The sequence below is a fragment of the Nocardia sp. NPDC004151 genome, from assembly GCF_042874235.1.
In the GTDB taxonomy this organism is placed as follows: domain Bacteria; phylum Actinomycetota; class Actinomycetes; order Mycobacteriales; family Mycobacteriaceae; genus Nocardia.
Genome location: NZ_JBIAMR010000024.1, coordinates 1 through 22,231 on the forward strand (window position 1 = coordinate 1; position 22,231 = coordinate 22,231).

Sequence of the window (22,231 nt, forward strand, 5' to 3'; positions counted from 1 at the left end):
CACCCTCACGGGGGTGAGAATGATTGGAACCAAATATATTATTTGGCACTGACATTCATCGACACACTATTGAGTTCTCAAAGAACACACGCACACACCAACATCCCGGAACTTTCATCCCGCTTGTCGGTGAGGCTGCTTTTGAAGCTTAGCTCAGCCTTCCCAGCAGAACCAAATCCGCTGATCTTGCAGAACCAATGTGATCATCAGGCGCTCCTCGTACTACCTCGTTTCCCTAGCCTCTGGGGCCCGGGTCGGTGTCCGTGTCGCTCTGACCTGGAATAAGTTACGTGTTGGTTGTTCTCATGTCAAATCGCCTGTTCAGGACGGGTTTTCGTGAACACGTCCCGACACCGGCCGTTCAGTCGGAGGTTCCGACGCGTTCGATTTCCGCTCCGAGCCCGCGCAGGTTCTCCACGAAAGACGGGTAACCCCGGTCGATGTGGAAGACATCGTGGACTTCGGTGACGCCGTCGGCCACCAGGCCCGCGAGCACCAGACCCGCGCCGGCCCGAATGTCGGAGGACCACACCGGCGCCGAGGACAGTCGCGGAATACCGCGCACCACAGCGTGATGCCCGTCGGTGCGGGCGTCCGCGCCGAGCCGGATCATCTCTTCGACGAAACGGAAGCGCGCCTCGAAGATGTTCTCGGTGATCATCGAGGTGCCGTCCGCGATCGCGGCCAGGCCGATGGCCATCGGCTGCAGGTCGGTGGGGAAACCCGGGAACGGCAGGGTCGAGAAGTTCACGGCGCGAGGGCGATCCGCCTGCACCACGCGAAAACCATCCGGTTCGAACGAGATTCGGGCGCCCGCCGAGCGCAGCTTGTCCAGCACCAGGGACAGGTGCTTGGGGTTGATGCCCGTCACCCGCACGTCGCCGGTGGTCATGGCGGCGGCGATGCCCCAGGTCGCGGCGACGATGCGGTCGCCGATCACCCGGTGGGTGGTGGGGGCCAGCTTCTCCACGCCCTGGATGGTCAGCACCGAGGTGCCGGCGCCGGCGATCTTCGCGCCCATCCGGTTCAGCATGTTGCAGAGATCCACGATCTCCGGCTCACGCGCGGCATTGTCGATGACGGTCTCGCCCTCGGCAAGCACCGCGGCCATCAGGATGTTCTCGGTCGCGCCGACCGAGGGGAAGTCCAGCCGGATCCGGGCGCCCTGCAGTTCCTCGGCCCGGGCCACCAGGCAGCCATGCTCGATCTCCGAGGTCGCGCCGAGTAGGCGCAGACCCTGCTGGTGCATGTCCAGCGGACGCGAACCGATCGCGTCACCGCCGGGCAGCGCCACCACGGCCCGCTTGCACCGCGCCATCAGCGGACCCAGCACGCACACCGAGGCGCGGAACTGGGTGACCGCCGGGAAGTCCGCGTGGTACTTCGGTTCCGGCGGGGTCGCGATATGGACCGTGCCGCCCTCGATGACCACATCGCAGCCGAGACCGCGCAACACGTCCGCCATCAACGGCACATCCAGGATGTCCGGGCAGTTCGTGATGGTGGTCGTACCCTCGGCCAGCAACGCGGCAGCCATCAGCTTGAGGACGCTGTTCTTCGCGCCGCCCACCGCGACCTCACCGACGAGCCTGCTGCCCCCGGTCACCAGAAACCGTTCACTCACGGGGGTCAGCCTAGTGGTCCTCTCCCGCACTCGCGGCGTCTCCGCCCGGCCGCCACAGTATGTCGCCGTCCGGGTTGGCGACCCGGCCGAGGATGAACAGCAGGTCGGACAGGCGGTTGAGGTATTTGGCGGGCAGAACGTTGGTGTCGTCCGGGTGCGCCGCCACCGCGGCCCAGGCCGCACGCTCGGCGCGTCGCGCCACGGTGCGTGCGGTGTGCAGCAGCGCGGCCAGCGGGGTGCCACCGGGCAGGATGAACGAATTCAACGGCGGCAGAGGCTCATTGAACTCGTCGCACCACTTCTCCAGGCGGTCGATGTAGTCCTGGGTGATGCGCAGCGGCGGGTACTTGGGATCGGCCACGACGGGGGTGGAGAGGTCCGCGCCCGCGTCGAACAAGTCGTTCTGTATCGAACGCAACACAGTCAGAATCCGCGTGTCCGGACTGCCGAGCGCGATGGCGACCCCGAGCGCCGCATTGGTTTCGTCACAGTCGGCATACGCGATCAGCCGCGGGTCGGTCTTGGCCACCCGCGAGAAATCGCTCAGTCCGGTGGTGCCGTCGTCGCCGGTTCGCGTGTAGATCCGCGTCAAGTGAACGCTCACAGGGTCACACTATCGCTCTCGGTATCGGGCTATCCGGCGCGGCGGCGGCGGATGCGCTCGGACGGGCGCGATTCCACCCAGGACAGGAAGGCCGCCATGGCGCCGCGGTCCAGGGCCAGCTCGTACTTGCCGTCACCGTCGGACACCATGACGATGACCTCGTCGGTCATGATGTCGTGCTCGTCGTCGGCCGGGGAGCGTCGCCGGCCCACCTCGATGGTGAGCCGCCGCATGGTGGAGTCCGGGCCGAGTTTCAGGCTGGAGAGTTTGTAGAAGAGGAGCGTGTCCTCGTCGTAGCGGATCAGGCCGTGCCGCCAGCCGCCGCCGTGTCCGCGCGCGGGCAGGACCCGCAGCAGGGCGGCGGTGCCGCCGCGACGCAGCATGACGAGGCGATAGGTCGAGGCCAAGGCCAATCCGACCAGCAGCAATACCAGAATGATCAGAAGCCACATCCCGGTTTGCAATGCCGCTCCGTCCCTTCACATCCGCGTTGCTGTCGATCACCGACCGGCCAGAAGCCGGGCCCCGCTTTCGGTCGATAGTAGCGACCGCGGAAACGCGGAGTCCGGCCATCCACCGAATGTGATGAATGCGCTGTTCAGCGAGGCGTCGAAGATATATGTCAGCCGATGGTGAACGGCTCCCCGTAGAGCACCGGATTGCCGATGAAGGTGGCGGTGTCGACCTCGGCCGCGACGTACGCCCGTGCCTGGGCGTATCAGCCGCAGCCGTCCACCGAGAAGGTCTCATCGGTCCAGCTCACGCTGGCGTGCGGACCCGGAACCTTCTTGTAGCGCTTGTGCGATTCCTGGCCGTAGTCATCGGGCCGTTCCAGATCCAGCATCGGGAGCGCGGCGGCCTGACCGGGTCCGAGCGTGATGCCGCTGCCCATCTGCTCGTTGGCGCCCAGCGTGCCCAGGGTCGTGCCGGTAAGGTCCGGGTTATAGCTCTCGCCGCCGTTATTGTTCGCGGTGATCCCGCTGATGTAGACCTGGCAGCCCACGATGTAGCCGGGGCTGATCTCGAGCGTCGAGTTCGAGGCGCTCGGGCCGTCGAGGTCGATGCTGGCCACCGCCCCCCCAGTGAGAGCGGGAAGCTGAATCCACCGGTCAGGGCGGGCGTGGAGCTGACGAGGACCGCGGCGTTCGCGCTCAACTGCCCCAGCGCGACCTGACAGCCGACGATGTAGCCGGTGGTGAGCTTGGACGATCCGTGCGTTCCCGAGTTGTTGGTGCCGGGAAAGTTCAGCGGACCGTTGTTGGGACCGATATCTCCCTCCGGGGTCTCCACCTCGGCGGTGACATTGCCCGTCACCCACGAGGTCCGGCCCGCGCCGTTGGAGGCCAGCGACGGCGAAATGATCGCGCGCTCACCGACACTCGTGATCTTGACCCCCGGGCCCTCGATATGCCCGTCGGGCAGCGGGACCGTGACATCCGCGACAGCTGTACCCGGTGCGAGGACTCCGACCACGACCGTGACGACGGCGACGGCGACGGCGACCCCCATGTGCCAATTCGAAGCCTGCTCATCAACCCCTCGCTCATCGTGCTGTTGCATCGTGGAGGTAAGGCTGAGAATGCGGGAATTGCCGACCCATTGCCGGGTGCTTCAGATCACAACCCGGTGACCGGCGATTGCATTCAACCACACCGGGTTGACGCGAGAGCTATTGCCGGGCGAACGGTCCGGAATCCGCAGCGCCTACAGGTCCGCCGTCCACGAGACCACCCACGGGACCACTGAGCGGGATCGCCGATGGCCGTAAACTGGAACACGTTCTTATGCTCCCGACAATTGGGATGTCTTGGAAGGAGATTCCGTGGAAATTACCGCTGCGGTGGCCCGAGGAGCCGATGCGCCCTTCTCGATGGAGACCCTCAGCCTCGAGGAACCCCGTCCGGGCGAGGTGCTGGTGCGCATCGTCGCGACCGGCGTCTGCCACACCGACCTGGTCTCCAAGAGCGTGTTTCCCGCCGAGCTGCCGATCGTCCTCGGACACGAGGGCGCGGGCATCGTGGAGCAGATCGGCTCGGAAGTAACCGGAATCGAAGTGGGCGATCATGTTCTGCTCACCTACGCCAGTTGCGGTACGTGTTCTCGATGCACCAACGGGCTTCCGCCCTATTGCGAGAATTTCGTCATTCTGAATACCTCGGGCGGCCGCTCCGATTTCACCTCGCCGCTGAGCAACAATGGCGAGCGCGTCATGGGCGCGTTCTTCGGGCAGTCGAGTTTCGCCACCCACGCGCTGGTGTCGGCGCGCAGCATCGTCGTCGTGGACAAGGATGTCGACCTGGTCGCCACCTCCCCGTTCGGCTGCGGCGTGCAGACCGGTGCCGGCGCGGTCGCCAATGTCATGAAGCCGGGCCCGAACGACTCGATCGCCATCTTCGGCGTGGGCGGCGTCGGCATGGCGGCGCTCATGGCGGCGCGGGCCATCGGCGCGGGAACCATTGTGGCGATCGACCTTTCCGCGGACCGCCTGGCCGTGGCCAAGGAGCTGGGCGCGGACGTCACCATCGACGGCGCGGCCGACGACGTGGTGGCACAGATCATCGCGGCCACCGGCGGCGGCGCGAACTTCGCGCTCGACACCACGGCGGTCAATGCCGTGATCGCCAAGGGCCTGGAAGCCTTGGCGCCCATGGGCACCCTGGTGCTCGTCGGACTCGGCGAGGCCAGCATGGACCTCGAGATCGGCCACCTCACCGGCAACGGCAAGGCCGTTCGCGGATGCATCGAGGGCAGCGGCGATCCGCAGCAGTTCATTCCGCAGCTGTTGCGGTGGCATGCCGAGGGCAAGTTCCCGATCGAGAAGATCAGCAAGACCTACGCGTTCAGCGACATCGACACCGCGCTGGCCGACGCCCACCACGGCACCACCATCAAGCCGATTCTCACCTTCCAGTGAGAAGCGGCACGCGCGCCCGGCTGATGCCGGGCGCGCGTGTGGTTCTCGGAATGTAGAAGCACGAAAACAGCGGCGGCCCCGGGGATTTCCCCGAGGCCGCCGCTGTTGTCTCAGCGTCGAGCTAGTGGGCCGCAGCGGCCTTCTCGACCGCCCGCAGCTGGCCCTGTGCCTTGGCCAGCGCGGCCGGGCTCGCGTCCGGATCGGCGGCGACGGCCTTGGCGGCCGCCTCGTCGATGTCGAAGGCGAAGTCGGCGGACTCGGCCAGCACGCGCACCGAAGTGGCGGTGACGGAGAAGAATCCGCCGTGCACGGCCACGACAACACGCTCGTTGTCGTCGGACACGATGGTCACGGTGCCGCCCTCGACCAGCTGGCCGAGCAGCGGCTCGTGGCCGGCGAGGATGCCGATCTCACCCTCCGTGGTCTGGGCCGACACGAAGGACGCGCGGCCCGACCACAGCAGTCGCTCGACGGCGACCAGGTCAACGGACATATCAGCCATGGGTGACTACTTCCCGGCGATCTTCTTCGCAGCAGCCTCGACGTCGTCCAGGCCACCGCAGGAGTTGAACGCCTGCTCGGGCAGGTGGTCGAACTCGCCCTTGCAGACCCGATCGAAGTCGTCGATGGTCTGCTCCAGCGGCACGACGGAACCCTCCTGGCCGGTGAACTTCTCGGCCACGATGAAGTTCTGGCCCAGGAACTTCTCCAGGCGACGGGCGCGACCGACGAGGACCTTGTCCTCTTCGGAGAGCTCGTCCATACCCAGAATCGCGATGATGTCCTGGAGTTCCTTGTACTTCTGCAGGATTCGCTTGACCTCGTTGGCCACCCGGAAGTGACGCTCGCCGACGATCGAGGCCTCGAGGATTCGCGAGGTCGACGACAGCGGGTCGACGGCCGGGTAGATGCCCTTCTGCGAAATCGGACGCGACAGCTCGGTGGTGGCGTCCAGGTGCGCGAAGGTGGTGGCCGGCGCGGGGTCGGTGTAGTCGTCCGCGGGCACGTAGATCGCCTGCATCGAGGTGATCGAGCGGCCACGGGTCGAGGTGATGCGCTCCTGCAGCTGACCCATCTCGTCCGCCAGGGTCGGCTGGTAACCGACGGCCGAAGGCATACGACCCAGCAGGGTCGAGACCTCGGAACCGGCCTGGGTGAACCGGAAGATGTTGTCGATGAACAACAGCACGTCCTGGTTCTGGACGTCGCGGAAGTACTCGGCCATGGTCAGGGCCGAGAGGGCGACGCGCATACGCGTGCCCGGCGGCTCGTCCATCTGGCCGAAGACGAGGGCGGTGTCCTGGAGGACGCCCATCTCTTCCATTTCGAGGTGGAGGTCGGTGCCCTCACGGGTGCGCTCACCGACGCCCGCGAACACGGACGTACCGGAGAACTCACGCGCGATACGGGTGATCATCTCCTGGATCAGAACGGTCTTGCCGACACCGGCACCACCGAACAGACCGATCTTGCCGCCCTTGACGTACGGGGTCAGCAGGTCGATGACCTTGATGCCGGTCTCGAGGATCTCGGTCTTGCCCTCGAGCTGGTCGAAGGCGGGCGGCTGGCGGTGGATGCCCCACTGCTCGCCGTCGCGGCCCAGACCGGGGGTGTCGAGGCAGTCACCGAGGGCGTTGAACACGTGGCCCTTGACGACGTCACCGACGGGCACCGAGATCGGCTTGCCGGTGTCGCGCACCTCGGCGCCACGGACCAGGCCGTCGGTCGGCTGCATCGAGATGGTGCGAACGATGTTGTCGCCCAGGTGCTGCGCGACCTCGAGGGTCAGGGTCTTGGCCACGGACGCGAGCGCGATGTCCACGTTCAGGGCGTTGTACAGGTCGGGAATCGAACCGCGCGGGAACTCGACGTCCACGACGGGTCCGATGACGCGGGCGACACGGCCAGTGCCGACCCGGGTTTCAGTAGCTGCGGTCATTGGTTCTCTTCCTGGGCCTTAGTCGAGGTCCGAGCTCGCCGCCAGTGCATTGGCACCACCGACGATTTCCGTGATTTCCTGCGTAATCTGCGCCTGGCGCAACGAGTTCGCGGTTCGGGTCAGCGAGTTGACCAGATCCGTGGCGTTGTCCGTCGCGGCCTTCATGGCGGTGCGGCGCGCAGCCGACTCCGATGCCGCTGCTTCGAGCAGCGACGAGTAGATCCGAGTGTTGACGTACTTCGGCAGCAGCGCGCCCAGCAGGCGATCCGCGTCCGGCTCGAACTCGTACTGCGGCTTGATCTCCGCAGACTCGGAGTCGGAGAAGCTGTCCGGACCCATGTCGAAGTTCTCGTCCACGAACGTCACCTGGATCGGGGCCAGGCGACGCACCTCGGGCTGCTGCGACAGCATCGACACGAAACGCGTGTAGACGATGTGCAGTTCGTCGACGCCGGCCATGGTCTCGCCCCCGCGGGGGTTGACGACCTCGCCGTCGGACCCGGCCATGAACGCTTCCACCAGGTGGTTGCAGGCGGCCGAGGCGTCCACGTAGTTGGGCTGCTGCGAGAAGCCCAGCCAGGACCCGTTCACCGTCCGCTTGCGGAAGGTGTAGTAGGTCAGGCCCTTCGCGCCCATCACATACAGCACCGGCTCCTTGCCCTCGGAGCGCAGGGTGGTCATGAGCTCCTCGGCGCGCTTGAGCACGTTGGAGTTGTAACCACCGCACATACCGCGGTCGGAGGTGATGACCAGAACGGCCGCGCGGCGGGCGTTCTCACGCTCGGTGAGCAGCGGGTGATTGAGATTCCCACTGGCGCTCGCCAATTCGGCGAGCACCTTGGTGATCTCCTCCGCGTACGGCTTGGCCGCGGCAACTCGGGCCTGCGCCTTGCTGATTCGCGAAGTGGCGATCAGTTCCTGAGCCTTGGTGATCTTCTTGATCGAGCTCACGGAACGAATGCGGGAGCGCAATTCGCGCACGCTTGGCATTAGCGGTTCACACTCCCTTCATTCGTCGATTCGGTCAGTCGCATGTGCTCGTCTCGATTACTTCTCGACGTGCTTGCGGGTGACCGAGAGGGACTCGACCTCTTCGTGGTCCAGCTGACCGGCCTCGGCCTCGACGACCCGCGAGCCGTCGGAAGCCAGGAAGCCCTGCTTGAACTTGTCGGTCGCGGCCTTGATGGCGTCGGCGGCCTCGCCCTCGAGCACCTTGGCGCCGCCCTGCAGGGCGTCGAAGGAGGACTGCACGGAGGCGTGCAGGTTCTCGAGCAGCTCGGCGTTGAAGCGACGGATGTCGCCGACCGGCACGGAGTCGTAGTAGCCACCGTCGACCAGGTACAGCGAGACGACCTGGTCCTCAACGGAAACCGGGGCGTACTGGTCCTGCTTCAGCAGCTCGACCCAGCGCGCGCCACGCTCCAGCTGAGCCAGCGAAGCGGCGTCCAGGTCGGAGGCGAAGGCGGAGAACGCCTCGAGCTCACGGTAGGAGGCCAGCTCCAGACGCAGCGAACCGGAGACCTTCTTCATGGCCTTGGTCTGCGCGGCGCCACCGACTCGGGACACCGAGATACCGACGTTGATGGCCGGGCGGACACCCTTGTTGAAGAGGTCCGACTCCAGGAACACCTGGCCGTCGGTGATGGAGATGACGTTGGTCGGGATGAACGCCGAGACGTCGTTGGCCTTGGTCTCGATGATCGGCAGACCGGTCATCGAGCCCGCGCCCAGCTCGTCGGACAGCTTCGCGCAACGCTCCAGCAGACGCGAGTGCAGGTAGAAGACGTCACCCGGGTACGCCTCGCGGCCCGGCGGGCGACGCAGCAGCAGCGAGATGGCGCGGTAGGCCTCGGCCTGCTTCGACAGGTCGTCGAACACGATCAGGACGTGCTTGCCCTGGTACATCCAGTGCTGGCCGAGGGCCGAACCGGTGTACGGGGCCAGCCACTTGAAGCCGGCGGAGTCGGAGGCCGGGGCCGCGACGATGGTGGTGTACTCCATCGCGCCGTGCGCCTCGAGGGCCGACTTCACGCCCGCGATGGTGGAGCCCTTCTGGCCGATCGCGACGTAGATGCAGCGCACCTGCTTCGACGGATCGCCGGTGGCCCAGTTGGCCTTCTGGTTGATGATCGCGTCGATGCAGACCGCGGTCTTGCCGGTCTTGCGGTCACCGATGACCAGCTGACGCTGGCCGCGGCCGATGGCGGTCAGGGCGTCGATGGCGGTGATGCCGGTGGCCATCGGCTCACCGACCGGCTGACGCTCCAGCACGGTGGCGGCCTGCAGCTCGAGCACGCGGCGCTCGTCGGCCTCGATCTCGCCCAGGCCGTCGATCGGGGCGCCCAGCGGGTCGATGACGCGGCCGAGGAACTTGTCGCCCACGGGGACCGAGAGCACGTCGCCGGTGCGGCGGACCTGCTGGCCCTCTTCGAGGGTGTCGAACTCACCCAGGACGACGGCACCGATCTCGGTGTCCTCCAGGTTCAGCGCCACGCCGAGGACGCCGCCCGGGAACTCCAGGAGCTCGTTGGCCATCGCGGACGGCAGGCCGCTGATGTGGGCGATACCGTCGCCGGTGTCGGTGACGACACCGACCTCTTCGATGGAGGTCTCGGGGGTGTAGCTCTGGGTGTAGCTCTCGATCGCGCTACGGATCTCATCGGGGGAGATCGTCAGCTCCGCCATGTTCTTCCTGCTCTCGCTGTGGTCTCGAATGTCGGTGTGTTACTGCGCTCTTCGGCGGAGCCGAAAATCAAACTCCGTGCGTTTGTCTCTTAAGCGAGAGACTGACGCAAGCGCTGGAGGCGGCCGACGGCGCTGCCGTCGATCAGGTCGTCGCCGACGCGCACGACGACGCCGGCCAGCAGGCTCGGGTCTTCCTGCACGTGCACCGTGACGGGCTTGTCGTAGATGCGCTGCAGCGAAGCAGCCAGGTGCTCGCGCTGCTGCGGCGTCAGGGCCACCGCGGCACGGACGTGCGCCACGATCTGCTCCCGGAGCGAAGCCGCCAGGTCGGACAGCTCGTCGATGGCGCCGCCGACATCGCCCTTGTGGCGCAGCACGGCCTGGTCGACCAGCTGCCGGGTGATGTCCTCGACCTTGCCGGCGAGCAGACGCTGCACCAGGGCCAGCTTGGCTTCCGCCGGCTTGCCGTGGTCCTGCAGCGCCTGCTCCAGGTCCGGGTTGTCGTCGATGATCCGGGCCAGCCGGAACAGCTCGTCCTCGACCGCGGTCAGGCGGCCACGCTCGTCCGCGGCGCGCAGCAGCGCCTCGCGTCCGAGCAGAACCAGCGTGTCGACCAGATCCCGGGCGCGCGACCAGTCCTGGGCCACGGCCGTGGTCAGCACGGCCAGCGTGGTACCGCTGATCTTGCCGCCGAAGACGCGTTCGGCCAGCTCGGCGCGCGCCGAGCTCGACACCGACTTATCCGCGAGCGCCACACGCAGCGAACGCTGGTCGTCGAGGACGGCGACAACGGCGAACAGTTCCGACCCCGTAGTAGCCGCGACGGTGTCGCTACCGGTCAGAGCGGCCCGAAGAGCTTCCCGCGCACGGGAACTCGCCTCGCGGCTCGCTGCGTACATGCTTCCCACTTTCGGTTCGTTACCTTCCGACCCCGATGCCGGCGTTCGCGTCCAGCTCCGCGAGGAACCGGTCGATCGACGCCGCCTGCTTGGCCTCGTCGGCCACCGACTGACCGATGATCTTCTCGGCCAGGTCGACCGCGGTACGGCCCAGTTCGGACCGCAGCTCGGTCACGATCTGCTGGCGCTGTGCCTCCAGCTGCGAGTGGCCGGCGGCCACGATGCGGTCGGCCTCGGCCTGCGCATCGGTGCGCATCTGCGACAGGATGGCCGCACCCTGGGTGCGGGCTTCCTCGCGGATGCGAGCGGCCTCGAGGCGAGCCTCGGCCAGCTGCTCCTGGTACTGCTGCAGGGTGGCCTGCGCCTCGGCCTGCACGGCCTCGGCCTTGGCGATACCGCCCTCGATCTTCTGCGAACGCTCGTCCAGCACCTGGGTCAGGCGCGGGACGACGTACTTGGCGAAGACGAAGGCGATAACGATGAAGACGACCGCAGACCAGAAGATGTCGTACGGCTCAGGGATGAGGGGGTTGACTTCGTCGGACCCCTCAGCCGCAAGCAGATAGGTGCTGTTCATCGTTGATTCCTAGTCTTTGGCCGGAATCAGAAAATGAAGCCGGCGACGAGACCGATCAGCGCCAGGGCCTCGGTGAACGCGATACCCAGGAACATGTTGGTCCGGATGGTGCCCATCAGCTCGGGCTGGCGGGCGATGCCCTCGATGGCCTTACCGACGACGATGCCCACACCGATGCCGGGGCCGATCGCAGCGAGGCCGTAACCGATGGCGCCGAAGCCCTTGGACTTGGACTCGGCAACTTCAGCAGCCAGGTACGAGAGGGTGCTCATGTGTGTTTCATTCCCTTTCTGTCGCCCACCCGCCGGGCGGCGTGGAAGGCAGGTTTATGGAGTTGGTGCGGTCGGTCAGTGAGAGTCGGCGTGCTGCGCCAGACCGATGTAGACAGCGGTCAGCAGCGCGAACACGTACGCCTGCAGGAAGACCACCAGCAGCTCGAAGAGGGTGAAGCCGAAGCCCGCGAGCAGCGAGAACGGCGAGAACACCTTCATCCAGGAGGCGGCATCGAACAGGAAGAACTGGGTGGCACTGAAGAACAGCACCAACATGATGTGGCCTGCCAGCATGTTCGCCATGAGACGGACGGTGAGCGTGAACGGGCGCAACACGAAGGTCGAGATGAACTCGATGGGGATCAGCAGCACGTGCAGCGCGGCCGGCACATTCGGCACCACGATGGACGAGCGCATGTATTTCAGGAAGCCGTACTTCTTGATGCCCACGTAGTTGAAGGTGACGTAGGCGACGACGGCCAGCACCAGCGGCATGCCGATGCGCGCGTTCGACGAGATGTTCAGACCCGGAATAACGCCCGAGATGTTCAGGAACAGCACGGTGAAGAAGATCGACGCGATGAGCGGGAAGAACTTCTTACCGGATTCCTTGCCGAGCACCTCGTCGCAGATCTGCTCCTTGACGAACACCAGACCGGATTCGGCGACATTCTGCAGTCCGCGCGGAACCAGCTGAGGCCGACGGAAAGCGGCGAACATGACTGCCACGAGAACGACCGACATCAGGATGCGAATGAGCATCAAACGGTCGAGCTCGAAAGGCGTCCCCTCGAACAGCACTGCTGGAGGGAAGAAGTCGTTGAGTGACGGCGCGTGGAACTCGCCTGCCAAAATGGTGACGCTCAGCGTTCTCTCCCGTGGTCGGCCGCCAGGAGATAGTTTTCTCCTGCGGTTCGATCGGACATTGACGATCTGGTGGGTCGACTCAGGTCGGCTCGAAGTTCGTCAGCAGCTGTGGCAGTCACGCCCTGGCGTCTGTACGCGCGTCGGCGACATCGTCGACGGTGCAGAACCGTGACCCGAAAGGGTCCGGTACGGCTGTAAGCATAACCTGCTCTCAGGCGGGTCTCAGACGACCCCCCCTGTTGATTCGGTTGGCTACAGGTAAAGAGTTTATCAAGTTATCTACGACAATGCGTAGGGGGTCGTGGAAACGCCGGATGAACGGTGTTTCGACGGCCGTGCCGGAGGGTCTCCGGCTACAGGTCGCGGTCGACGTGAACGGTCGGAACCCGTTGGCGCAGAAGGCCGTAGGTCTCCGCGCCGAGCACGATGAGCAGGGCGCCGACCACGGTCAGGAAGAGCGCGCCGCGGCTGTAGAAGTCGTAGTTCTGCAGCACTGCGACGACAATCACTGCCAGCAGCAGCTTTCCGACCCAGCTGCCCAGCAGCACCAGGCCCTGCAGGCCCGTTTCGATCTTGGCGCTGAACAGCACCGAGGCTGCGGTGGTCAGGATGAACGCGCCACCCAGGGCGGAGCCGATGAGGGCGCCCCACAGGCCGGGCAGACCGGCGAAGATCGACGACAGAATCGCCGAAACCACAACCAGCACAGCCAAACCGGCGATGCCGTAGCGCAGTGCCGCGCGCAGCGGGGCGTCAGGACCGGGATCGGAAGGCGTGCTCACGGACAGCAACTCTACCCGGCGGCGCGATCGCGCCCACGCGGCGGTTTGCGAACCGAGTTGATCCTCAGTTCCCGCCAGGACGGCACCGCGGTGACGATCAGCGCGAAAACCAGCCCGGCCGCGAACAGCAGCACCACCAGGCGGCGATCGGAGATCAACGAGGTGCCGACCGCGCCGAATGCGAACACGCTCACCCACAGATAGATCACCAGCACCACGCGGCGCTGCGAATGCCCGATCTGCAGCAAACGGTGATGCAGATGCATTTTGTCGGGGGTGGAGAAACTCACACCCGCGCGCACTCGGCGCACCACGGCCAAGACAAGATCAAGTACCGGAATGAACATCACCGCACCCACCAGCAACAACGGTGACAACAGACCCACGATGTCGCGCGGGCCGTAACCCTGCAGCGGAATTCGTCCGGACGCGCCGGTCGACACCGCCGCCAGCATCAATCCGATCAGCATGGATCCGGTATCCCCCATGAAAATGCGGGCCGGTGAGAAATTGTGTGGCAGAAATCCCAGGCACGCGCCCGCGAGGGCGGCCGCCAGCAACGCGGGCGGATACGTATCGGTGGAACCGCCCACCTCGTAGAGCAAACCCACGGTGAACACGAAAACCGCGACCGCCGCGATGAACCCCAGGCCCGCGGCCAATCCGTCCAGACCGTCCACGAAATTCATGGCGTTCACCACGGTCACCGTGATGCCCACCGTCACCAGACCGCCCTGCAGCGGATCCAGCACCACCGTCTCGTTGGTGAACGGGTTGTAGATGGCCACCCAGCTCAGGCCCATCACCGCCATCACGCCCGCCGCGGTGATCTGCCCCACCAGCTTGGTCAGCCAGTCCAGGCCCCAGCGGTCGTCGATGATGCCGACCAGCACGATCAGCGTCGCCGCGGCCAGCACCGCGGGAATGTCCTTGGGATAGTCGAAGCCCCGGCGCAACGCGGGCAGCTGATGCGCGAACAGGACGGCCGCCACCAGACCCAGATAGATGGCCAGGCCGCCCATCCGCGGAATCGGCTTCACGTGCACATCGCGTTCCCGCGGAATCGCCACCGCGCCGAAGGCGATGGCCAGCACCCGGATTCCGCCAGTGCTCAGGAAGGCGATGACCGCGGCGGCCAGCAGCACCAGCAGCAGCTCCCGCAGCGGGACGACCGCGCCCTGGCTGAATACGCCCTGACTCAGAAGCATCCAGCTGGCCGTCAGCGCGCGCCGGCCTGACGGAGTTCCTCGGGCGACATGCCGAGCACCTCCGCGATCTTCTCGATCGGCACCGCGCCCTCACGCAACACCCGCGGCGTGTCCGCGGTCAGATCCACGATGGTGGACGCCACCGCGTGATCGGCCGGACCGCCGTCCAGATACACGCCGACCAGATCGCCCAGCTGCGCCTGCGCCTCCCCCACCGTGGCGGCCGGCGGCTGCCCCGACACGTTCGCGCTCGACACCGCGAGCGGGCCCACCTCGCGCAGCAGCTCCAGCGCCACCGGATGCAGCGGCATGCGCAGCATCACCGTGCCGCGCGCGTCACCCAGATCCCAGGCCAGCGAAGGCGCTTGCTGCACAACCAGACTCAGGCCACCCGGCCAGAACGCGCGGATCAGTTCCCGCGCCTGGGGACGCACCGAATACACCAGCCCGTCGATCGTGGTCCAGGACCCGACCAGCACCGGCACCGGCATATCGCGACCGCGCCGCTTGGCGGCCAGCAACGCGCCCACCGCCTGACTGTCGAACGCGTCGGCAGCGATTCCGTACAACGTGTCGGTCGGGATGACGGCCAATCGACCGCTCTTCAGCGTGCTGCGCGCGGCACTCAGACCGGCGGCGCGGGAGTCGGGATCGGCACAGTCGTAGACGGTACTCACGGCTGACATCTTGGCATGAATCAACTCGCGACAGCTCGCGGCTCCCCCTCTCGGCCCCGGGGCAAGCCCGCCCCTGAAACCCCGAGCACTCCGGGGGCTGCGCCCCCGAACCCCCGCCAGGACTTCCCCGGTGCCGCGTACCAAGCCCCCGCCAAGACTTCCCGGGTGCCACACACCGAGCCCCCGCCAAGACTTCCCCGGTCCGGCACACCGAACCTTCGCCAGGACTTCCCGGGTACCGCGCCGACCTAACTGCCGAGAACTTCCCGGGCTCGACCAGGACCACCCGGACTCCGTCACCGTGCAGCGCGCCGTCGGGCACATGTTCGAGGCCCAACCTGACCGCCGCCGATATCACCGACCTCGCGCGGGACCCGGCGAGACCCGGCAACCGCCCGGGCGGCGGGCTCGCAACGGGCATAGGCTCGCGGGGACGAAGGAGGTACGGACTCATGATGCGTGCGATCTGGAACGGGACGGTCATCGCCGAGGCCGCCACGACCGTGGAGGTCGAGGGCAATCAGTACTTTCCGGTGGAGTCCCTGAAGAGCGAGTACTTCAGCGAGAGCGTCAAGCACACCGTGTGCCCGTGGAAGGGCACCGCGAGCTACTACACCGTCACGGTCGACGGCGCGGAGAATCCGGATGCGGCGTGGTACTACCCGCATCCGAGCCCGCAGGCGCGGAAGATCGAGAACCATGTCGCCTTCTGGCACGGCGTCACGGTCGAGGGCGAGCCCGGCTAGCGGTCAGTCCACGATGCGGCGGGCGACCACGAAACGGGGTTTGCCCGCGAGGTCGGGGTGCTCGATCACGTCGGTGAAGCCGCCGTGCGCGGTGAAGAGGGCGGCTACGCCGGAGCCGTTGGTGTCGTCGTGTTCGACTGCGGCCGCGCCGTTTTCGCGGAGCAGGCGGCCGATGGTGGCGACCATCGGGCGGATGACGTCCAGGCCGTCGGGGCCGCCGAACAACGCGCGGTGCGGGTCGTGGTCCATGACCTCGGGGTCGAGCCGGGCGTCTTCGGGGATGTAGGGCGGGTTGGAGACGACCACGTCGACGCGGCCGTTCAGGTGGTCGAGGATGTCCGGGTCCGTGACGTCGCCCGCGTGCAGGTCGATGGGGGTATCGCCCTCGTCGGCCAATTGCTGGGCGTTGCGGCGGGCCCACGCGAGCGCCTCGGGATCGAGTTCGACCGCGTGCACCTCGGCGTCGGGGCGGGCATGGGCGATGGCCAGGGCCAGGGCCCCGGAGCCGGTGCACAGGTCGACGACGATCGGCGGGTGCTCGTGGCCGATCTCCTCCAGCCGGGCCAGCGCCCAGGCGAAGACCAACTCGGTTTCCGGACGGGGCACGAAGACGCCGGGACCGACCGCCAGATCGATCTCCCCCATGGCGGCGGTGCCCGTGAGGTGTTGCAGCGGAACGCGTTCCGCGCGGCGTGCGACCAGCTTGCGGAATTCCTCGAGCTGGTCGGGGGTGAGCATGGGCATCAGGACCAGGCGGCCGCGATCGACGCCCAGCACGTGGGCGGCGAGGTGTTCGGCGTCGGCGTGCGGGCTGGGGACCCCCGCCGCGGCCAAGATGTCGACGGCCTCCCGGATGGCCGGCCGCAGTGGTGCACGACTCACTGTGCTCCCCCGCCTCTCCGGGACTGCAGCGGACGGCTGAGAGCCGTTGACCGCCATGCACCCGCGCCTGTGGTCGGGCGCCGAACCGATTCTGGACGTACCCGAGGGATTATCCCGACCGTCACGACATCAGTTGTCACGGTGGGAAACGATCCTCCGGTCACGGACTCCCGTCCATGGCGGTTCGGCGCGCCGCTCATTCAGCGGCCAGGCGGGCCGCGCGGTCGGCCTCGCCGAGCGCGTTGAACAGGTCGTCGAGGTTGCCGTCCAGCACGGAATCCAGGTTGTGTGCCTTGAAACCGATGCGGTGGTCGGCGATGCGGTTCTCCGGGAAGTTGTAGGTTCGGATCCGCTCGGAACGGTCCACCGTCCGGATCTGCGAAGCGCGTCCGGCCGCGGCGTCGGCGTCGGCCTGCTCCTCGGCCAGGGCCTGCAGGCGGGCCGCGAGGACCTGCTTGGCGCGGATCTTGTTCTGCAACTGCGACCGCTCGTTCTGACAGGTCACCACCAGGCCGGTGGGCAGGTGGGTGATGCGCACCGCGGAGTCGGTGGTGTTGACGCCCTGGCCGCCCTTGCCGGAGGACCGGTACACGTCGATGCGCAGATCCTTCTCGTCGATCTCGACTTCCTCGACCTCGTCGGGTTCCGGATAGACCAGTACGCCCGCGGCCGAAGTGTGAATGCGCCCTTGGGATTCGGTGACCGGCACGCGCTGCACGCGGTGCACGCCGCCCTCGAACTTGAGCTTGGACCACACGCCGTCGCGGGAGGCCTCCTTGCTCTTGATGGAGAAACTGGCGTCCTTGTACCCGTCCAGATCGGAGTAGGTGACGCCGAGCACCTCGACCTTCCAGCCGTGCCGCTCCGCGTACCGGATGTACATGCGGGCCAGGTCGGAGGCGAACAGCGCCGACTCCTCGCCGCCCTCGCCGGACTTCACCTCGAGGATGACGTCGTCGCCGTCGTGCGGGTCGCGCGGCGCGAGCAGGTCGGTGAGCTGCTTGTCCAGCTCCTCCACCTGCGCCTGCAGACCGGGCACCTCGGCCGCGAAGGACGAGTCGTCCGCGGCCAGCTCCTCGGCGGCGGCGAGGTCCTCGCGCGCGGAGGTCAGCTTGTTGTAGGTCGACATGATCGGGCCGAGCTCGGCGAACCGCTTGCCGACGCGACGGGCCGCGCCCGGGTCGTTGTGCAGCGAAGGGTCGGCGAGCTGGGTCTCCAGCCCCTGGTACTCGGCCAGGATGTCGTCGATCGCGTTGGGGGCCGTCTTGTCGGCCATCGCGGTTACTCCCGTCTTAGTAGGTCCATAAACGCACCAACGCCCGGCCTGCGGAGCGCAGGACGGGCGTCGGGGGGACAGCTACTTGGCAGCCTTGTCGCGCTTGCCGTAGCGGGCCTCGAAGCGGGCCACGCGGCCGCCGGTGTCCAGAATCTTCTGCTTGCCCGTGTAGAACGGGTGGCACTGGGAGCAGACCTCGACCGTGATCTGGCCCGACTCCTTGGTGCTCTTGGTCTGGAAGGTGTTGCCACAACCGCAGACCACGGTGGTGTCCACGTAAGTGGGGTGAATTCCTGCCCTCATTGGGTGTCCTTTCAATGGTCGCCGGGTCGCCTTCGAGAAGACGTGAACCGGAACCGACTAGAGGCATGGTTGCCGACGGAACAGTCTATGCGCTGCTCCCGCGTGGTCACCACGAGGGGTGACATGGGGCAGAACAGGCACCCCGAGCCATTTGTTCCCGACCGCGACGCGGAAGACCACGCGAGCAAACCCGAAAGTCGAGTAGCGCGCTACTCAGGAATGCGAACACCCGTGTTCATAGAGTTCTTGTCAGGTGAAGGCCACGCGAGCGACCGGAAGGCGACATGGTGACCAGGAAGGAAGCGACAGCTGGGGGAATCCTGGCGCTGCTCGGCTTGCTGGTTCTCGCAGGCTGGTGGATGGCTCCCGGAGAGTCCGGCAACGCGGTGGGATCCGTGAATCCGGCCCCACTCCCGCCGCGGGGGGACGACACCCTCACCTATCGAGCGGTCACGGCATCGGAGAACACCGGTGCCGTGACCGCGCTCGTTCTCGGCTTCATGATCGGCGGCGCGGCATTGATCGGACTGTTCTTCTTCGGTCCCGACCCGGGTCCGGACATACGGCGGCGGCCCCGCCGAAGCGGGGCCGCCGTCGTGGTTCGCTGCGGGCGCGAGGCAATCGATTGCCTTGCGCCACAGGCTTATTCGTCGATCGCGCCCGGGGCGGTCTTGGAGACCGTCATCAGGAACTCGATGTTGGACTTGGTCTTCTTCAACCGGTCCACCATCAGGTCGATGGCCTGATGCGAGTCCAGGCCGGACAGCACGCGACGCAGCTTGTGCAGCACGGCCGCCTCGTCCGGGGACATCAGCAGGTCATCGCGACGGGTGCTGGACAGGTTGACGTCGACCGCCGGGAACACGCGGCGCTCGGCGATCTTGCGATCGAGCTTGAGCTCGGCGTTACCCGTGCCCTTGAACTCCTCGAAGATGACCGTGTCACCGGTGGAACCGGTCTCCACCAGCGCGGTGGCGATGATGGTGAGCGAGCCGCCGTTCTCGATATTGCGGGCCGCGCCGAGGAACCGCTTGGGCGGGTACAGCGCGGTGGAATCCACACCACCGGAAAGGATTCGGCCCGAAGCCGGGGACGAGTTGTTGTACGCGCGGCCGAGACGAGTGATCGAATCGAGCAGCACGACGACGTCCTGACCGGCCTCGACCAGCCGCTTGGCCCGCTCGATGGCGAGCTCGGCGACCGAGGTGTGGTCGCTCGGCGGGCGGTCGAAGGTGGAGGCGATGACCTCGCCGCGCACGGAGCGCTGCATATCGGTCACTTCCTCGGGACGCTCGTCCACCAGCACCACCATCAGGTAGCACTCGGGGTTGTTGGTCGCGATCGCGTTGGCGATGTCCTGGATGACCATCGTCTTACCCGCCTTGGGCGGGGACACGATCAGCGCACGCTGGCCCTTACCGATCGGCATGATCAGGTCGATGATGCGCGTGGTCAGCTTGTTCGGCTGGGTCTCCAGCCGCAGGCGCTGGTTCGGGTACAGCGGGGTGAGCTTGTTGAATTCCGGTCGGCGCCTGGCGCTTTCGACGTCGCCGCCGTTGACCGTGTCCAACCGCACCAGCGGATCGAACTTCTGACGCTGGTTGCTCTGGTCGCCGTCGCGCGGGGCGCGCACCGCACCGACGATGTGGTCACCGCGGCGCAGGCCGTTCTTGCGGACCAGGTTCATCGACACGTACACGTCGTTCGGGCCGGCCAGGTAGCCGGAAGTGCGGACGAACGCGTAGTTGTCGAGGACATCGAGGATGCCCGCGACCGGCTGCAGGATGTCGTCCTCGCGGATCTCCATCTCGCGGGCCTCGCCGCCGCCACCGGCACCGCCGTCGCGGTCCCGCCCACGGCGACGCTCACGGAAGCGGCGACCCCGACGGCCGCGGCCCTCTTCGTCGTCACCACCGCGGTCGTTGCGGTCATTGCGACCGGCGCCGTTCTGCTGGCCGGCGTTCTGGTTGCGCTCGCCCTGGTCGCCGCGCTGACCGCGCTCGCCCTGGTTGCGCTCACCCTGGTCGCCGCGCTGGTTGCGCTCGCCCTGGTTGCGCTCGCGGCGACGCTCGCCGCCGTCCTGCTCGCCCTTGTCGGCGGCGGGGGCCTCGGCATTGTCGGCCGCGCCGCGCTGCTCGCGGCCCCGGCGCTGGCGGCCGCGGCCACGCTGGCCGCCGTCGCGAGTGTCCTCGCCACCCTCGGCGCGGGCGGTCTCGCCCTCCTCGCGCTTGGCCTCACGGGACTCCGCGCCCTTGGATTCGCGCGTCTCCGAAGCGTTTTGGCGGGACTCGGCCTTCTCGGCGCGGTCGGCCTTCGCCTCGGCCGGCGCCGCATCAGCGGACCGGGCGGACTTCTTCACGGACTCGGTGTCGGCGGCCGACACGGACTCCCCGGCAATCGACGCGTCCTCGGCCTTCGCCTTGGCCTTCCCCGTGGTCTTGCCACCACTGGTCGCGGGCGCCTTGGTGGTGGCCCCGACCTGGTTCTCCTTGATAGCGGCGATGAGATCACCCTTACGCATCCCGGAAGTGCCTCGGATACCGAGCTCTCCCGCAAGCGCACGCAACTGCGGCAACAACATTCCAGTCAGCCCCGATCGTGCGACGTCAGTTTGTTCGCTCATCTTCGAAATCTGTCCGGAGTCACTTTCGCGGCTCCCCGAGGACGCTGGATCACTGTCCACCCCGGGTGTCGCGAGCAGGTCCGTATCTGTCACGGAAATCCTTTCCTTCCCTCGACCGCCGTGTGCCAGTTCGAGGGTTCCTCCTGCAGTCCGGACTCCTGCCGGACTCGGATGCCGTATCGCCTGTCCCGCCGGACCGGTGGGCTCGCCAAATGGTGGGAGAGATCATTCCAGTTGACTGGCTACCCCCAAGTTTCGAGCCTCAAGCCTCGAGCCCGAGCAAGGAGCCTCTGGAGCGATTTGCCCTGATGAAGCACCGGCGTCTGACGCGCACGATGTACGGACTCGCTCAGGATAGCTCCCACCTTTTGCATCGGCAAGGCAGGCGCGCTGTCAATCCACCAAGACGCCGTCGGCGATGCCGGGCTCGAGCACGCGCAGTCCGTCGGCGATCGCGAGTTCACGCAGTTCCTCTGGGAATTCGCTGGTCGCGAAGGCCAACACGGTCGGACCGGCGCCCGACACGGTCGCCGGGATGCCGGCCGCGCGCAGCCGTTCGATCCACTTCGTGGTGAGCGGCAGCGCCGAGGCGCGGTAGCCCTGATGTAGCCGGTCGGCCGTGGCGGGCATCAGCAGGTCAGGGCGCTGTGTCAAGGCGACTACCGCCAGCGCGGCCCGGCTGGCGTTGAACGCCGCGTCGGCGTGCGGCACCGTGTCCGGGAGCAGGCCGCGGGTGTGCGCGGTGGAGGAACGCTCCTCGGGGATGAGCACCACCGGGCGCAACGAGGTGTGCGGTTCCAGCCGCACCGCGCGGTAGGCGCGGCCATGAAGCTCGGCCGTGCCGTTTCCGTCTGCGGGACCGTCGGTTTCGGACCAGGACACCACGATCCCGCCCAGGATGCTGGCCGACGCGTTGTCCGGGTGGCCCTCGAATTCCGAGGCCAGCTGCACCATCACGTCATCGCCGTAGGCCAGTCCGGCGTCGAATTTCGCGGCCAGGCCGCGGCCGGCGGCCAAACCGCCGACCACCGCCGAAGCCGACGAGCCCATGCCCCGCGAATGCGGAATCACGTTGCGGCACACCACGTCCAGGCCGTCCGCCCACACGCCCGCGGCCTGCAGGCCGCGTTCGATGGCGCGCACCACCAGATGCGAAGGGCCCCAGGGCACGTCATCGGCGCCCTCCCCCTCGACCCGGATGGTCAGGCCGGTGCCGGTGGTGGACACCATGATCTCGTCGTAGAGACCCAGAGCGATTCCCAGGGAATCGAATCCCGGACCCAGATTCGCGCTGGACGCCGGAACCCGCACGGTGACGGAGATTCCGGCGGGCAGCGTCCGCGTCATGAGCTG

General features: G+C 67.0%; 22 protein-coding genes and 1 pseudogene. 2 read left to right on the plus strand and 21 right to left on the minus strand.

What is annotated here, in order from left to right:
- Positions 1–361: 361 nt before the first annotated feature.
- The 5 genes and pseudogenes from murA to ACFYTS_RS34370 all read right to left on the minus strand — a co-directional run.
- Complete coding sequence (murA, locus tag ACFYTS_RS34350) at positions 362–1,624, minus strand: UDP-N-acetylglucosamine 1-carboxyvinyltransferase (protein ID WP_357289633.1); 1,263 nt, start codon at positions 1,622–1,624, stop codon at positions 362–364.
- 10 nt (positions 1,625–1,634) lie between these two features.
- Positions 1,635–2,228 carry a cob(I)yrinic acid a,c-diamide adenosyltransferase gene (locus tag ACFYTS_RS34355; RefSeq protein ID WP_357289635.1) on the minus strand — a complete coding sequence of 198 codons (594 nt, stop codon included), beginning with the start codon at positions 2,226–2,228 and terminating at the stop codon, positions 1,635–1,637.
- Between the two features lie 29 nt (positions 2,229–2,257).
- Positions 2,258–2,680, minus strand: coding sequence for a DUF2550 family protein (locus tag ACFYTS_RS34360; protein WP_387309461.1), 423 nt, complete (start codon positions 2,678–2,680; stop codon positions 2,258–2,260).
- Between the two features lie 266 nt (positions 2,681–2,946).
- Entirely contained in the window at positions 2,947–3,300 is a 354-nt protein-coding gene (locus ACFYTS_RS34365) for an MspA family porin (RefSeq protein WP_387309462.1), read from the minus strand.
- Between the two features lie 29 nt (positions 3,301–3,329).
- Positions 3,330–3,788 (minus strand): annotated as a pseudogene (locus ACFYTS_RS34370) (MspA family porin); the annotation flags it as partial.
- A 262-nt stretch (positions 3,789–4,050) separates the two neighbouring features.
- On the opposite strand from ACFYTS_RS34370, the gene ACFYTS_RS34375 reads away from it, so the two are divergent.
- Positions 4,051–5,142, plus strand: a complete 1,092-nt coding sequence (locus tag ACFYTS_RS34375) for an NAD(P)-dependent alcohol dehydrogenase (protein ID WP_387309463.1) — start codon at positions 4,051–4,053, stop codon at positions 5,140–5,142.
- Positions 5,143–5,263: 121 nt separating this feature from the next.
- On the opposite strand, the gene ACFYTS_RS34380 is transcribed toward ACFYTS_RS34375, so the two are convergent.
- The 11 genes from ACFYTS_RS34380 to ACFYTS_RS34430 form a co-directional block, all read right to left on the minus strand.
- Entirely contained in the window at positions 5,264–5,644 is a 381-nt protein-coding gene (locus ACFYTS_RS34380) for a F0F1 ATP synthase subunit epsilon (RefSeq protein WP_357289646.1), read from the minus strand.
- A gap of 6 nt (positions 5,645–5,650) precedes the next feature.
- Complete coding sequence (gene atpD, locus ACFYTS_RS34385) at positions 5,651–7,081, minus strand: F0F1 ATP synthase subunit beta (RefSeq protein WP_357289649.1); 1,431 nt, start codon at positions 7,079–7,081, stop codon at positions 5,651–5,653.
- Positions 7,082–7,099: 18 nt separating this feature from the next.
- Positions 7,100–8,071 carry a F0F1 ATP synthase subunit gamma gene (locus ACFYTS_RS34390; RefSeq protein ID WP_357289651.1) on the minus strand — a complete coding sequence of 324 codons (972 nt, stop codon included), beginning with the start codon at positions 8,069–8,071 and terminating at the stop codon, positions 7,100–7,102.
- A gap of 57 nt (positions 8,072–8,128) precedes the next feature.
- On the minus strand, positions 8,129–9,766 hold the full coding sequence (atpA, locus tag ACFYTS_RS34395) for a F0F1 ATP synthase subunit alpha (RefSeq protein ID WP_387309464.1): 1,638 nt from the start codon (positions 9,764–9,766) through the stop codon (positions 8,129–8,131).
- An 89-nt stretch (positions 9,767–9,855) separates the two neighbouring features.
- Entirely contained in the window at positions 9,856–10,665 is an 810-nt protein-coding gene (locus ACFYTS_RS34400; RefSeq protein WP_357289656.1) for a F0F1 ATP synthase subunit delta, read from the minus strand.
- A gap of 19 nt (positions 10,666–10,684) precedes the next feature.
- Positions 10,685–11,242 (minus strand): F0F1 ATP synthase subunit B, encoded by a 558-nt coding sequence (locus ACFYTS_RS34405; RefSeq protein WP_357289658.1) that lies wholly within the window; start codon positions 11,240–11,242, stop codon positions 10,685–10,687.
- Positions 11,243–11,268: 26 nt separating this feature from the next.
- Positions 11,269–11,514 (minus strand): ATP synthase F0 subunit C, encoded by a 246-nt coding sequence (locus ACFYTS_RS34410; protein WP_357289659.1) that lies wholly within the window; start codon positions 11,512–11,514, stop codon positions 11,269–11,271.
- A 75-nt stretch (positions 11,515–11,589) separates the two neighbouring features.
- Positions 11,590–12,315, minus strand: a complete 726-nt coding sequence (gene atpB, locus ACFYTS_RS34415) for a F0F1 ATP synthase subunit A (protein ID WP_357098873.1) — start codon at positions 12,313–12,315, stop codon at positions 11,590–11,592.
- Positions 12,316–12,734: 419 nt separating this feature from the next.
- The gene (locus tag ACFYTS_RS34420) at positions 12,735–13,172 is read right to left on the minus strand and encodes a hypothetical protein (protein WP_357289662.1); all 438 of its coding nucleotides are present in this window, start codon (positions 13,170–13,172) and stop codon (positions 12,735–12,737) included.
- 2 nt (positions 13,173–13,174) lie between these two features.
- On the minus strand, positions 13,175–14,371 hold the full coding sequence (locus ACFYTS_RS34425) for an MraY family glycosyltransferase (RefSeq protein WP_357289665.1): 1,197 nt from the start codon (positions 14,369–14,371) through the stop codon (positions 13,175–13,177).
- An 11-nt stretch (positions 14,372–14,382) separates the two neighbouring features.
- The gene (locus tag ACFYTS_RS34430; protein ID WP_357289668.1) at positions 14,383–15,048 is read right to left on the minus strand and encodes an L-threonylcarbamoyladenylate synthase; all 666 of its coding nucleotides are present in this window, start codon (positions 15,046–15,048) and stop codon (positions 14,383–14,385) included.
- A gap of 452 nt (positions 15,049–15,500) precedes the next feature.
- On the opposite strand from ACFYTS_RS34430, the gene ACFYTS_RS34435 reads away from it, so the two are divergent.
- On the plus strand, positions 15,501–15,794 hold the full coding sequence (locus ACFYTS_RS34435) for a DUF427 domain-containing protein (protein WP_357289670.1): 294 nt from the start codon (positions 15,501–15,503) through the stop codon (positions 15,792–15,794).
- A gap of 3 nt (positions 15,795–15,797) precedes the next feature.
- Here ACFYTS_RS34435 and prmC read toward each other — a convergent pair whose 3' ends face one another.
- From prmC to thrB, 5 genes are all read right to left on the minus strand, one after another.
- Entirely contained in the window at positions 15,798–16,676 is an 879-nt protein-coding gene (prmC, locus tag ACFYTS_RS34440) for a peptide chain release factor N(5)-glutamine methyltransferase (RefSeq protein WP_387309465.1), read from the minus strand.
- Positions 16,677–16,872: 196 nt separating this feature from the next.
- Positions 16,873–17,952 carry a peptide chain release factor 1 gene (gene prfA, locus ACFYTS_RS34445; protein WP_357289676.1) on the minus strand — a complete coding sequence of 360 codons (1,080 nt, stop codon included), beginning with the start codon at positions 17,950–17,952 and terminating at the stop codon, positions 16,873–16,875.
- Positions 17,953–18,033: 81 nt separating this feature from the next.
- Positions 18,034–18,255, minus strand: coding sequence for a 50S ribosomal protein L31 (gene rpmE, locus ACFYTS_RS34450; protein ID WP_357098869.1), 222 nt, complete (start codon positions 18,253–18,255; stop codon positions 18,034–18,036).
- A 643-nt stretch (positions 18,256–18,898) separates the two neighbouring features.
- Positions 18,899–20,971, minus strand: coding sequence for a transcription termination factor Rho (gene rho, locus ACFYTS_RS34455; protein WP_387309466.1), 2,073 nt, complete (start codon positions 20,969–20,971; stop codon positions 18,899–18,901).
- Between the two features lie 300 nt (positions 20,972–21,271).
- Entirely contained in the window at positions 21,272–22,225 is a 954-nt protein-coding gene (gene thrB / locus ACFYTS_RS34460; protein ID WP_387309467.1) for a homoserine kinase, read from the minus strand.
- Between the last annotated feature and the right edge of the window lie 6 nt (positions 22,226–22,231).